Source organism: Nocardia sp. NBC_00403 (assembly GCF_036046055.1).
In the GTDB taxonomy this organism is placed as follows: Bacteria; Actinomycetota; Actinomycetes; order Mycobacteriales; family Mycobacteriaceae; genus Nocardia.
Genome location: NZ_CP107939.1, coordinates 4,370,807 through 4,383,538 on the forward strand (window position 1 = coordinate 4,370,807; position 12,732 = coordinate 4,383,538).

Sequence of the window (12,732 nt, forward strand, 5' to 3'; positions counted from 1 at the left end):
TCGCCGAGGGCGGGCCAGGGCATCCAGGTGTCCGCGGGTTGACAGCTGCATTCGCAGTGTGGAGTTCGCCATACTGGATGTCGGTGTGGGAAGGTCGCCATATTGCTTTTGCAAGTACATCTGTCCTTGCAGGAGTACCGTACGCCACGGAAGGCGGGGTGTTCCATACCAAAAGAACACCGATCCCAATCCAACGGAGGTTCGGGTGGAGGCGTTGATCTATGGGTACTTGCGTGAAGATTTGGCCGATGGTCGCAGTGCAGAGCTAGAGGATGCAATGAGCACCCTCGCCCGCGAGGCGGGCCTCTGCTTCGCCGCAACGTTCCATGAATCGACTTCAGGTGACGGCACCGCGTTCGCCGAGCTCACGCAGGAGCTCAAGCGGGCCGACGCGCACCATGTGGTGGTGCCGTCGCTCGATCATTTTGCCGGCCAGACGATTCCGCGATGCGTACTGCTCGCGAAGCTCACCGGGGAAGCGGCGGCCAAGGTCTGGACCATCGAGGGCTGAACAACGACCATTTCGGTAGTGCGCCTACCGGTCCCGCGATCGATTCATCCGCCGAACAGCAGATACAACCCGGTGAAGGTGAATCCGACCATTGTCAGCATGAGGGCGAGCTGGCCGGTAGCGCGATGGGCGGGCGGTAGCAGGCGCAGGCAGCGGTCGTGGGCGGCGGTGACGCCGAGTACGTGACCGGTGAGGACAGCGAGCACCTTGGTGGTGGCCAGCACGGAGGGATGGTTCGACAGCACATAGTGCACGCGGTGGCCCGCGAGCCCGAGCAGGTTCCAGCCACGCTGCCACGGATCTTCGAAGAGCAACAGCGTGTTCTGACCTTTCTCGACAAGAAAGGTCAGGTAGTGCGCGATCACGTAGCCCGCGATGATCGGTGTGATGCTGTGGGCGAGCAGGCCGGGCAGCCGAGCCCGCTCGACGCGGCCGAGACCGCCGGTCGCGCGGGCCGCCAGGCTGAAAACTGTTCCCACGACCAGGATTACGGTAAGCAGTCCGAGTGTGCGAATCATCGTGGCAACCACCACCGAATCGCCGCCGAGCGAGTCGCGGAGATTCCGCCAGGCGGGCAGCGCGGAGAGGCTGTCGAAGGCAGTGGAACCCAACAGCGTCGCCGCAAGCGCAACGGACCCGGGCAGCACCGGGGTCCCGGCCAGGTTGTTCAGCGGTGCGCGCAAGACCAGAGCGCCCGACGGACGGCGGCGTCCCAGCGGGCCGAGTCGGGCCAGCAGACTGCTGTAGACCTCGAAGGGGTCGGCGCGCTCGGCCCACAGCGTGCCGAAAAGAACAGTACCCGCTCCCGTGATCAGCACATACCCGAGCAGCCACCAGCCGACGGCCGCAACCGAACCGGGATCGGGTGCCGCAAGTTCCAGCCAGACGAAGGTGAACAACCCCAGCACCGCAGGCCGGCATCCCCACGACGACGGGTACCCGAAGAAGCCGTCTTCAGGACTGCGACCCGATATCCGACAGCCGAATCGGTGCACTGCCCGCACTGGTGAGATCACCTTCCAGACCGGCCCGAGCAGCAGTGACGCCAGCATCACCCCGACCCACAGGTAGATGTACACCACACCGGGGAGCGGATTGCGGTGCGGCGAAGGCGAACCCGATACCACGATCAGTCCGACCACGCTCGCGGCACCAACGCTCGCCACCGCGATCAGTGCCCGAACCACCCGAGAATCGACCACCGACCCGACGATGGTGGGCAACAGCACGCCGGGTGAGTCCGGGTCCAGCCGGGGCCGCCGCCACACCACCAGCAGCACCGCGAACGAGAACGTCAGCGTCCACGCGGCGCCGATCAGTGCGTAGGACAACGGAATCGGCAGATCGGCTGCGCCGTCGATACCGTGCGCCAGCGGTGTCACTGGCGAATCAGCAGCGTGGTCACGGTCTTACCGGCATGGTGCAGTTCCACGTCGACACGACCGGGCACAACGACCGTGAATCGGAATTCCTGCCCGGCGCGGGGTTCGACAGGAAAGGTGTAGCCCGGCTCGGAGTGCACATGCAGTTCCTCGCTGGTGTCGCTGTCGACGCGAAGGACGATCGGCTGAAACACCCTCGCTTCGGTCCGCGTGTTCGTGGGAGTGACCGTCCCTCCAGCGATTCGCACCGCAATGCCGACCTCGTCAGGGGGCACGGTCGGTGACGCTCGGTCCGGATCGGGAGTCGTCGAACAAGCGGCGACGATCGCCGACCCGGCAATGATCGCGGCAAGCATTCGTCCGGCGTCGCGCATCAGTTCTCCTTCTCTTCCGACCGGGATTCGATGTCGTCGTCGTCGGCGGCGTCGCGGGCCTCGGAGCGGCGATCACGCACCGCGATCACCACGATGACACCCACCAGCGCCAGCGCCGGCACGAACGCGGGGATAGCCAGCAGGACAGTATGATCGGCGAGAATCTCTACACCGTGCGCGTACCTCACCGCAGTGCCCTCGGCGTCGACGCGTCGGTGTGTGTGGCACGGCGGTAGGCGAGGTTGATGCGAGCCGCGCCCCATGACAACGCCCAAATGAGGGTGAGCGAGCAGAGCAGCACGACCATCGACGCGGTTGTGAGCAGCCATGCCGGGTGGTCGAAAGATCGTTCTCGTTGCAGCACGGTGACTTCTGCGACGAACGGCCGGGTGAACTGGTCCAGCGCAGGAACCCCGGCCGCGTCGATGCCGCGATCATGTGGCATGTAGATCGGCAGTGCGGTCAGTGTGCGGGCGTCGTGCACCCGAAGGATTGTCTTCCAGTTGCCGTAGGCCGGAACCGGTTTCGTGCTGACATAGTGCCCAGGACCGACCTGCTGCAGCCGATCGACCACCAGTCCACGACCGGGGCTCGTCGGGCCGATACCGCCCTGCCAGGCGAGGATCTGCACCCACTCCGGATCCGCACTCACCAGATCGGCCGGGGACAACGTGACATCCGCGGTCACCGTCCGCCCGCCGTCCACCGGTTCGGCATCGCGCAATTGCACTGTCGCGGAGGCATTCTCGGGGACTTGGATTCGCAGGCCGTTGGCAGTGGCCAGGGCGGCAATCGCCACGGCGCCGATGACGATGACGCGCCGCATCGAGGCTCCCGGCAACGGCTCGCCGCGCAAGACGAGGCCTAGCATCGCCCCGAGTGCGCCGCCCGCGATCCCGACCGGCACCGCCATCGAGAGCAGCTCCGGCCACATGGCGGCGGGCCAGGGATCGACGAACATTCTTCGCACCCACAAGGATTCGAGCCAGAGACCGGCGGTGGCGGCCACCAGCCCGGTCAGCGCACCCCACCACACGGGCTTGCGGATCAGCGGCAGCAACCCCATCGACTCCACCACCAGCGCGACGCCGAGGTACAGCGGGAACACATTGTGTGGCGCGCCGAGTATCGGTCCGACCAGCACCGCGACGGACCCGCGCACCGCGAATGCGAACGCGACGACGACCAGTGCGCTACCGCGCCCGAGGGTGTAGCGCGCCGCGACCAGGGCGATCGTGCTCGCTGCGGCGATCAGCATCGGCTGGAACACGAGGCGGAACTGCTCGACACCGAAGTCGAATTCGACCTGGTACACCGATAATCCGATCAGCAGTCCGCCGAAGACGAGGGCCCGCACCAGCCACAGCAACGGGCCATCGGTGCGTTCCGGATCGGGCCGGTCGAGGCGGCCTTCGAATTCGAGTAGCAGCACCGCGATCAACGACAGTCCCGCCCCACCGATCAGCATCAGATGCGTCGGCCCCCAGAGGGTGACATCCTGGCCGAAGAGTCGATGCCAGATGTCGTCGAGCGGAAAGCCGATCAGGGCGTAGAGCCCCGCGCCCGCCATGAGCACGCCACCGACCGGCGCGTGCCAGTCGCGGGTGATTCGGATGGCGGCCGGACCCGGCTTCTCGTCGAGCGGCAGGACGACGGCCGACATGCCCGCGATGAACAGGAAGAACAACCCGACCAAGATGAAGTAGTGGGCCGGATTGGCCAGCGGACCTTGATCGCGGCCCTTGCCGATGTGCAGGCTCACATCCCAGATGAACCCCAACAGAGCCGTGTTGATGGTGGCGATGAACAGCGCAAGCGGCAATGCCACCCAGCCCGGTCGATTGGCGAGCCGCCCCAGGCTATCGGCCGTGGTTTTCAACCAGGTGATCCTGCGGGTGCGGTGGAGGTACGCGACCCAGAACGACGCGACGGCGACCACCAGCGCGGCCCCGGTCATCAACGCGACTTGATCCAGGGCGGCTCCGCCGCCTTCCGAACCACGCCCGAGCACCGCGAAGGTTGACATCGCTCAACGCTCTTCTCTGTAACTCCCGGTTCTCCCAACTTGCGAGTGCCCACGAATCCGACAGATATGCGCAAGATCGTGCACAGATTCGCAATAGCTTCGGGTGTCCATGGCTGCCCTGACGGCATCAAGCGCGCCGGGCTGCGCACGTAGGCTCATTTGGTGAAGCAACCAACTGTCGGTGTAGTGGCGCGGGGTGGGCAGTCCGGCGGCGGGCCAGGGCGGCGGGTGCACAGGAGGCTCGAGTTCGGCGTTGTGCTCGCGGCGGGGCTGGTGTTGGTCGTGGTCGGGGCGAATGTGCGGCTATGGATGATGTCGTCGGGGCACAGGTTCGAGCCTGCGGCGGCGCCGGCGGTTCCGGTGGTGATCGTGCCGGGGGCGAAGGTGGGGCCTGATGGTGCACCGATGGCGTATCTGAGGGGCCGGCTCGATGTCGCGATCGAGCTGTTGCGGGCCGGGAAAGCCCGCGAGATCCTGGTGTCCGGCGATGCGGCGGGCACCTCGGGGGACGAGATTGCTTCGATGACGAGGTACCTCGTCGACCACGGAGTCGATCCAGCGCTCGTGCGCTCCGATGGGGAGGGCCTGTCGACGCGGGAGACGTGTGCACGAGCCGAACGGTTGTTCGATATCGACCGCGCGATCATCGTCACTCAGTATCGACATGTGCCGCGGGCTGTCGCGTTGTGCCGTGCGGAAGGGATCGACGCCGACGGAGTGACCGCGTACTGCGAGTGCAGGCGGATGACGGTGGTGCGCAACAATATCCGCGAGTGGTTTGCCGCTCCCAAGGCGGTAGTGGGCTTGATCCTGCGTTGATCAGGTCGGGTGCGGGGCCCAGTTGATCGGCCGACCGGATCTCGGTGCTCGACTGAAACGCCCGGTCAGCAGCTTCCCGGCTTTGGGGATAGTCACTATTGCGCCATTCGGGCGTGCGCGTGCGCTGGTGTTCGGCACAGGCTCGGCGAATTCTGCACAGTGAAATCTGTTGGGTCCCACTCGATTTACTGTGCGGTGTAAAGCGTTGGATCGGCAAATGATCTTGATTGCGGCGTAGACGCTCTATTGATTCGGGGGTTGAGGATTTGCAGCGTGCTGTGAATTCGGGCGTACGCTTCGGTCGGAAATCGCAGGTAGGACTGGTTTGCAGTCACGGCAAGAATGGAGGAAGGCCATGGCTACCGGGACCTTCACCTTCAATAATGGCTACGGATACTCTGAGCAGATAGAAAATCCGGACGAATATCAGACATATAACATAGTTATTGGCAATGGTTTGGTTGACAACCAGACGAGTGCCACTGTCACGCTCTACTCCGAACCTGATTGCCGGGGAAACTCCGACTATTTGTACTCACGCAGCAGCAAGTACCTTGGTGAGTCTTGGCGTAGCTTCAGATTCACCAGCTGACGGGTCGGCCGCCTTCGTGTCGGCCGATCGAGATCGTGCTCCTGCCGCGGGTGAATGTCCGGATCCTGCCGGGTGGGAGTCGATGCGCCCCTGGGCTGTGGCCTGCGCGGAGGTGGTCATCCGTCGGACAGATTATTCCCTGTGACGGGAAGGCCCTTGTGGTCGGCGAGAGGAGAATTGAAGGGGTCGACAGTGAAGTACTGATCAATCGCCCTCGACGGCAGTGCGGTGCGAACAACCTGTCGTCACGTGCGCAGGAAGTTGATGTCCCATGCTCGACTCACGTATTTTCTTCATTCTGGTCGTCTTGATGGTTCTCGTGGTGACGGTCGCCATCAGTGCGATTCATTTGCGGGCTCTGCACCATCCGCCGGGAGTCGGCGGTGTCGGAATGCGAAGGCGCACTGCGGCCGTGAATCGAATACCGACGAAAAAGGTTGTGCGGTACGACATTTGGCCCGCTGCCTGGACTCACGAGGCTCCATCGCAACCGTTCACGATCGCGGAGGCGCATGACGAAATGCAGCGGCACCGCAATTGTGGCGTCGACATCTGCGATCGTAAGGCTGCCGCGCTCAGAGCATTGGTGGAGGGCGGGAAGGTCAAGTTGGATTCGTCGCGCCATCGGGCGTAGCGCAACACCTCTCCGTCATTCGTTGCTCAGCCATACCTCCAGCTGCTTGAGTCCGACGCGAATGCGGCTCTTGACGGTCGGTAACGGGATTCCTAGGAGGTCGGCGACTTCGCGGTAGGTGCGGTCGCCGTAGTAGGCCAGGGCGATTGATTCGCGTTCGCGTGCATTCAGTCTCGCTAGATTGTCTCGGATCGATTGGTAGTCGAAATGCTCGTCGACCTGTTCGGCAACGACATCATGACCACGCCTGGTCTCGGTATTGCGGTAGTTGTTCTCCCGGGCTACGATCGCCTGCTCGGCTCGCACCAGGTCGACGGCGCGCCGATGAGTCAGCATCATCAGCCAGGTCAGCGGGGCGGACCGAGTGTGGTCGTAGCGATCGGCGGTGGTCCAGGCCTGTAAATAGACCTCCTGAGTGATGTCCTCCGCGATCGTGCGGCTGCGCACGATGTGTACCGCGAACCCGAAGACCCGTTGGCTGGTTGCGTGATAAAACTCGGTGAAGGCGGCCCGATCACCGGCGGCGATCTCGGCGAGCAGCTCGCCGAGCCGGTGTCGCGGATCGATCGGAAGGCCGTTGTCCGACGGTCGAGGTGTCGCGTCTGTCCGAACAGCTGTGCTCGGTGTCATAACGACCATCGCTGCCTCCTCATTCCGGACGGCTCGGTTATCGTCCAGTTCGTGGCGCGTCGGCATTGGGGGTTGGCGCAGCCTTTGGTAATGCGCGCCGACGCTGGGCATTCGAGGCTGTCCGCAATCCGATCCGAAAGGGGAGCGATAAAAGCACGCGCCCGAATTCGGCGGATTGCCCGAGCGATCACGCTCTGCATGTGATCGCTCGAAAGGGCTTGTCGACCGAGGATTCGTACTCTACTGCTTCAGCGTAAACAGTCGTGGGTTTTTTGATCCAGACTGGGGGCAAACTGTGAGCATTGCCGACTCCGAGTATGAACTGATTGCCATCAGTGAGCTCTACCTTGCGAAATACGAATGTAGCGCAGTACCTGTTTCCAGTAGGGATCCTTCTTTTGTAACGAGTGGGTATCGAAATGGTCGATTATTAGTTGCAATTGTTGTCGTGCTAGTTGATATCGCGGCAACTCCTGTTCTGGAATGCGAGGAAACTCCTGTTCTGGAATGGAATTCGCAGGGAATCGGCATTGCGGAACCGGTTCGGTGCGGTGGCCGCGTACTCGGGTCGTGGTCAGCGCTCGACAGGTCCATGCCGTGTCCTTCGGCAGCGACCACCACGAGGCGAACCGGCGGCCGAGACGCTGGCAGTACGTGATGCGCTGCGGTGTCCGTTGGCGACGTGCACAACTGGTCGCAGCGGAAGCTGTCGGAATGCGGATGGCGTCACAGCTTGGTTCAGCGGTCTACTTGTCACCAGTCCGGTGATCGGACGACTGGATCACATACATCGAGGTGAGGGCTATATGTTCGGGGTTCCCCGTAGATCCAAATGGGTCGCGGCGCTATTGACGGCGCTGTGCCTTTCGGTGGCCGCCGGGGTCGCCGCAGGCGATCCTTTTCCAGCCTTTCCGCCGGATCAAAACCAGTTGCCGCAGTTGCCTGCGGAACCGTCGCTCTACGACCTGCTCCCGATCCCGGTACCCGACGAGGACCCGTGGTACGCGGATCCGGCGGATTTGGCGGCATATGCGCCGGGTGAGATCATTCGCACCCGCACGGTGCAGACTCGGATCCTGGGAATCCCGTTCCCCGTCGACACCAGGCAGCTGCTCTATCGCAGCAACGATGTGCACGACAACCCCATCGCGACCGCCACCTCGGTGATCACTCCCGGCATTCCGTGGCTCGGTGGCCCCCGCCCGGTTGTTTCGTTCCAGGAAGCGATCGACTCGACCGACTCGTCGTGCAATCCGTCGTACACGCTGCAAACGGGCACCATGAAAGAAAGCCTGCTTGCGCAATATTGGCTGATGCAGGGCTTCGCGCTGAACGTCCCGGATTTCGATGGCAAGTTCAACACCTTCAATACCTTCGACGAAGGCAAGATGGTGCTCGACAGTCTTCGTGCCATGAAAAACGATGCGGCGCTGGGGCTTACCGATTCGGGGATCGCGCTGTACGGCTACTCCGGCGGCGGTTCCGGTTCGATCCGGGCGGCCGAGCTGCGCAGAACATACGCTCCCGATGTGCGACTGCTGGGTACCGCTATCGGCGGCACACCCGGTGATCTGCGGTTACAGGCGCGCTACGCGACCATGCGGCAACCCGGACTCACCGGAATCAGCAACTTCACCATGTGGCTCGGTTTCGCGGGCCTATCGCGTGAATTCCCTGAGGTATTCGACGCGAAGAAGCTGCTGACCGAGGAGGGCCAACGCATTCTGCACGATGTGCAGAGCCGCTGCGTCTACACCATTGCGCTGACCGGAATGTATCGGCCGATCAGCGACTACTACCAGCCGGGCAAGACGTTGGAATCCATTCCCGAGGTCATGCAGGTGCTGACGGAGCAAAGTCTCGGTCAGCAGATTCCGGACAGTCCCCTCTTCTGGTGGCATGGGATGTGGGACGAGTTGATACCGCCGTCGGTGGTGCTGCCGGTGGTCGACGAGTACTGGAATCGTGGCGCCGATCTACGGTTCTACACGATGCCGCTGCCGGAGCACATCACCAACGCGGCCGCGGGATGGCCGCCGGCGGTGGCGTGGACCAGCGCGGTCCTGCGTGGTCTTGCGCCGGGTCCTCGGTTCAAGGCGGACTCCCGGATCCTGGGCAGCACTGGCCTCCCGGGTAGCTAGTTCGGGCTCGTCATCCCGTTCTCCAGCAGCGCGAGGCAGTCGTCGAGCAATTGTCGGTGGCGCTGCATGAATCCTTCCGACAGGTCGTCAGCCGCTGCAGTCCATGCTGCGATCGCGACGCCGATGATGGCGCCGGCGAGGGTGGTGGTCGGTAGGTCGGGAGCGGGCAGGCCGAGGCGTTCGGCCAGCTCACCCGCGAGCAGCGGGATCGCGGCGGCCATCTGTGCGGGCACCCTAGCGCGGAGTTCGGGGACGGTGCGCAGGAGATGTTCGCGTTCCGCGCTGATGGCCCTGTCGGCGGGTGTTGCCGAGTCGGTCAGTGCGCGCACTGTGTCACGAAGTGCCCGAACGGGATTGATGCCTTCGAGGTTGTCCGGGAGTGCGGCGATCACCGCGAGGTCGGCGACGTCGTGCAGCACGACGTCGGCCTTGGCTGGGAAGTAGCGGAAGAAGGTCACGCGTGACACGCCCGCGGCGGCAGCGATCTGGTCGACGGTGGTTGCGGTGTAGCCCTGTTCGCGGAACAGCCGTAGTGCTTCGCGTTGCAGCGTGGCCTGTGCCAGCGCCTTCTTCCGTTCGCGGTGCGACCCCGTTGCCGGGGTCGAACGATCTGGTGACGTCACGAGGTACCGAACCGGCTGTTCATTGTGCGCAGTTTATCGAGGTCGCCTGCTTCGCCCATTGTCATACCCCAGAGTTGGTGCGCAGCGTGGAACCCGAGGTCTTCGACGAGGGCGCGCTTCCATGGACGGGTCGCGATCGCGTGCGTCAGCCGGCGTGAGCCGCGCGGTCGCGCCATGATCATTTCGGCGATCTGCCACGCCCTCGGCAGTAGTCGATCCCGGCGGAGGATTTCGTTGACCAAGCCTAATTCCATTGCGGTGCGGCCACTTATCGGCTCACCTGTGTACATGTAGTAGGACGCGCGCTTGACCCCGATGGTGCGCTGCAAGGTCAGTGCCATGCCGTCGCCGGGGACGCCACCGGCGAGGAAGTGCGGGTCGAAGAAATCGGCGTCCTCGACGCAGAGTGTGATATCGCAGGCGGTCGCGAATTCGCAATGGGTCCCCGGCCCGTTGACGGCGGCGATCGTCGGTATGTCGATGGCGAACAAGAGGTTCTGTAGCAGCAGCACCATGTCGTCGTACATCTTCAGCTGACTGTCGATGGTCCAGTCGGGGAAGGGCGTGTGCCACAGCTGCGACGGGTCGCCGGTATGCCACCAATCGCCGGTTCCGGTGATGATGACGACCTCGTTCTCCGGGTCGTTGCCGACCTCGGTCCACACGCGATGCCAGGCGTTGTGGCCGCGCCAGCTGTGCTGGAACGGTCCGCCGTCGGTGTGCATCCTCAGCTCGATGATGCCGTTGCGGCGGGTCATCACGAAAAACTCGCGGTACCGCTCGGCGTACTCCTCGAAGGGCGTGTATGCCGCGCGGCCGTCGAACGGCGACAGGTTCTCGGTCACGGTGGATCCTCTCGGTGCTCGTGGGTGAGCGTCCTCCGCCCATTGCCAAAATGATACTAGTAACAAATGATATGAGTATCATTTTGGCATGAATGATCAGCTGCTGGATCTGGCGCGCGACGTAATGGGCTCGCCCTTGGTCTATCTCGTTGTTTTCGCTGTCGCCGGGCTGGACGGAGTCCTCCCGGTATTCCCCAGCGAAGTCGTGCTGCTCGTCTCGGGCGGTTTCGCGGCGACCGGTCGTCCGAACATCGGGTTGCTCATCCTCGCCGCGTCGGCCGGCGCGGCGGTCGGCGACCACGTGAGCTTTCGGATCGGCAGGCACGCGGGACGGCCGCTGCTGCGCAAGATTCCGGTGGGAACCAAGCGGCACCGGGCGGTTGGCTGGATCGTGAGCGTGCTGGAGCGTCGCGGACCGGTCTTCATCGTGATCGGCCGGTTCCTGCCCGGCATGCGGTCGATCATGACGCTCACCGCGGGGGCGGTCGGCGTCCCACCACGAACCTTCACCGCATTCGACATCATCGGAGCTGTGCTGTGGGGTATATCGGGTGCGCTGCTCGGCTACTTCGGCGGCAACACCTTCCAGGATTCACCGCTCGCCGGTTTCTCCTTCGCCCTGGTCCTCGTGACGACGGTCGTCGTGCTCGGCGAAGTGGGACGCAGGCTGCAAGCGTCGGGCAACCGGACTGCGCACAGCGCGAAATGCACTCAGGGCCAGCGGCGATGACGGAGCCCGTCGGCGAGGCGCCCGCACCGGCGCCTTCGGTCGGCTACCTGCCGTGGTGGTCGCGCCTGTGGACTTCCTCTTCGTGTTCGCTGATTTCGCGCTCGAGTTCCTGGTGAAGGATGCCGCCGGCGCGTGATCTGCGCAGCGCCGCGAGGTCGCGCATGAGCTCCAGGTAGTTCTTTTCACTCGTTCGGCGCATCACACACCCGGATGTGGCCTGCGTCGCACGCCAGCCGAAAGCGGTGCAGCGTCATGTCCGGCCGCTCCTGCCTCGGCCGTGGGCGGGCCGACTGTTGCGCGGAGACGTCGCGGTGTCTGTGTCCGTGAACGAAGTGCCTCCGGCTTCCTCAACGGTACACTGCCGCAGCTACCTGCCGATTCGACGCGAACGGCCTGGCGTGGGGCTGTCGAGCGGCTGAAGGCTGCGGCGGGGGCGGTATCGGAAAACTGTGTGCTTTCCCGTCGGGGTGCTCTACGTTCGGAGAATGGAGCAAGGCGTTCGGTCCGACGATCGGAAGGCGGTCGTCGCGGCCGTTGTCACGGTGGTGTTGTGGGCTTCGGCATTCGTGTTCATTCGTGCTGCGGGAGAAGACTTCTCACCGGGAGCGCTGGCGCTGGGCCGACTGTTGACCGGAGCCATCGCCTTGGTGGCGATCCTGATCGTCACGGGGGAGGGGTTGCCTGCCCGAGCTGCGTGGCGGGGCATCTTGATCTCCGGTGTGCTCTGGTTCGGGGTGTATATGGTCGCCCTGAACTGGGGTGAGCAGTATGTCGATGCGGGCACCGCGGCGATGGTGATCAACATCGGGCCTGTGCTGATTGCCGTGCTGAGTGGATTGGTGCTGGGTGAGGGGTTCCCCACGCGGCTGATGGTGGGGATCGCGGTGGCGTTCGCCGGCGCGATCGTGGTCGGGCTGTCGAACTCTGGTGGCGGCCGCAGCGCGGTGCTCGGGGTGATCCTGTGCCTGACGGCTGCGGCGACCTGGGCGATATCGGTGGTCGCGCAGAAACCCGCGCTCGCCCATGCGTCGGCGCTGCAGGTGACCACCGGCGGATGCGTGATCGGCGCCATCGCCTGTCTACCGTTCACAGGTCAGCTGGTCCGCGAGGCCGTGGATGCTCCGGTGTCCTCGACGTTGAGCCTGGTGTATCTGGGTGTGTTCCCAACAGCTTTGGCGTTCACGACGTGGGCCTACGCCCTCGCCCGCACGACAGCGGGCAAGATGGGCGTGACGACCTACGCGGTCCCGGCACTCGTCGTGCTGATGGCGTGGATCGCGCTCGACGAAGTCCCGGCCCCCCTTGCCATCGTCGGCGGTCTGCTGTGCCTGTCCGGTGTGGCGATCACTCGTGCCCGCCCTCGACGCCCGAAAGATGCCGCGCCGGAACAGGTATCGACTCCGGCGTAATCGCGCCGTGGCATGC

Annotated in this window: 13 protein-coding genes; 5 read left to right on the forward strand and 8 right to left on the reverse strand. The window is 64.1% G+C overall.

Going from position 1 to position 12,732, the window contains the following annotated elements:
- Positions 1–205: 205 nt before the first annotated feature.
- A complete protein-coding gene (locus tag OHQ90_RS19370) occupies positions 206–511 on the forward strand; it encodes a hypothetical protein (protein WP_328399402.1) in 306 nt (101 codons plus the stop codon).
- A gap of 44 nt (positions 512–555) precedes the next feature.
- Here OHQ90_RS19370 and OHQ90_RS19375 read toward each other — a convergent pair whose 3' ends face one another.
- Genes OHQ90_RS19375 through OHQ90_RS19390 form a run of 4 tightly spaced genes read right to left on the reverse strand, consistent with a single transcriptional unit; the run spans position 556 to position 4,293 of the window.
- The gene (locus tag OHQ90_RS19375; RefSeq protein WP_328399404.1) at positions 556–1,893 is read right to left on the reverse strand and encodes a hypothetical protein; all 1,338 of its coding nucleotides are present in this window, start codon (positions 1,891–1,893) and stop codon (positions 556–558) included.
- The gene (locus OHQ90_RS19380) at positions 1,890–2,267 is read right to left on the reverse strand and encodes a hypothetical protein (protein ID WP_328399406.1); all 378 of its coding nucleotides are present in this window, start codon (positions 2,265–2,267) and stop codon (positions 1,890–1,892) included. The genes OHQ90_RS19375 and OHQ90_RS19380 overlap by 4 nt, the downstream gene beginning before the upstream one ends.
- The gene (locus OHQ90_RS19385; RefSeq protein WP_328399408.1) at positions 2,267–2,455 is read right to left on the reverse strand and encodes a hypothetical protein; all 189 of its coding nucleotides are present in this window, start codon (positions 2,453–2,455) and stop codon (positions 2,267–2,269) included. Before OHQ90_RS19385 ends, OHQ90_RS19380 begins: the two co-directional genes overlap by 1 nt.
- On the reverse strand, positions 2,452–4,293 hold the full coding sequence (locus tag OHQ90_RS19390; protein WP_328399410.1) for a hypothetical protein: 1,842 nt from the start codon (positions 4,291–4,293) through the stop codon (positions 2,452–2,454). The genes OHQ90_RS19385 and OHQ90_RS19390 overlap by 4 nt, the downstream gene beginning before the upstream one ends.
- 162 nt (positions 4,294–4,455) lie before the next feature.
- Here OHQ90_RS19390 and OHQ90_RS19395 point away from each other — a divergent pair, with 162 nt between their 5' ends.
- Entirely contained in the window at positions 4,456–5,112 is a 657-nt protein-coding gene (locus OHQ90_RS19395) for a SanA/YdcF family protein (RefSeq protein WP_328399412.1), read from the forward strand.
- 1,241 nt (positions 5,113–6,353) lie between these two features.
- Here the strand turns inward: OHQ90_RS19395 and OHQ90_RS19400 are convergent.
- Positions 6,354–6,977: a sigma-70 family RNA polymerase sigma factor gene (locus tag OHQ90_RS19400; protein ID WP_328399414.1), complete on the reverse strand. Its 624-nt coding sequence runs from the start codon at positions 6,975–6,977 to the stop codon at positions 6,354–6,356.
- 797 nt (positions 6,978–7,774) lie between these two features.
- Here OHQ90_RS19400 and OHQ90_RS19405 point away from each other — a divergent pair.
- Positions 7,775–9,109, forward strand: a complete 1,335-nt coding sequence (locus tag OHQ90_RS19405) for a lipase family protein (RefSeq protein WP_328399416.1) — start codon at positions 7,775–7,777, stop codon at positions 9,107–9,109.
- Here the strand turns inward: OHQ90_RS19405 and OHQ90_RS19410 are convergent.
- Together OHQ90_RS19410 and OHQ90_RS19415 are read right to left on the reverse strand one after the other, a co-directional pair.
- Positions 9,106–9,732, reverse strand: coding sequence for a TetR family transcriptional regulator (locus tag OHQ90_RS19410; RefSeq protein ID WP_328399418.1), 627 nt, complete (start codon positions 9,730–9,732; stop codon positions 9,106–9,108). The two genes, OHQ90_RS19405 and OHQ90_RS19410, sit on opposite strands and share 4 nt — an antisense overlap.
- Complete coding sequence (locus OHQ90_RS19415) at positions 9,729–10,577, reverse strand: enoyl-CoA hydratase/isomerase family protein (protein WP_328399420.1); 849 nt, start codon at positions 10,575–10,577, stop codon at positions 9,729–9,731. The genes OHQ90_RS19410 and OHQ90_RS19415 overlap by 4 nt, the downstream gene beginning before the upstream one ends.
- A gap of 88 nt (positions 10,578–10,665) precedes the next feature.
- Here OHQ90_RS19415 and OHQ90_RS19420 point away from each other — a divergent pair, with 88 nt between their 5' ends.
- Positions 10,666–11,307 carry a DedA family protein gene (locus tag OHQ90_RS19420; RefSeq protein ID WP_328399422.1) on the forward strand — a complete coding sequence of 214 codons (642 nt, stop codon included), beginning with the start codon at positions 10,666–10,668 and terminating at the stop codon, positions 11,305–11,307.
- 43 nt (positions 11,308–11,350) lie between these two features.
- Here the strand turns inward: OHQ90_RS19420 and OHQ90_RS19425 are convergent, their stop codons facing one another.
- Positions 11,351–11,506, reverse strand: a complete 156-nt coding sequence (locus OHQ90_RS19425; protein WP_328399424.1) for a hypothetical protein — start codon at positions 11,504–11,506, stop codon at positions 11,351–11,353.
- Positions 11,507–11,792: 286 nt separating this feature from the next.
- Here OHQ90_RS19425 and OHQ90_RS19430 point away from each other — a divergent pair, with 286 nt between their 5' ends.
- On the forward strand, positions 11,793–12,716 hold the full coding sequence (locus OHQ90_RS19430; RefSeq protein ID WP_328399426.1) for a DMT family transporter: 924 nt from the start codon (positions 11,793–11,795) through the stop codon (positions 12,714–12,716).
- The last annotated feature ends 16 nt before the right edge of the window (positions 12,717–12,732 follow it).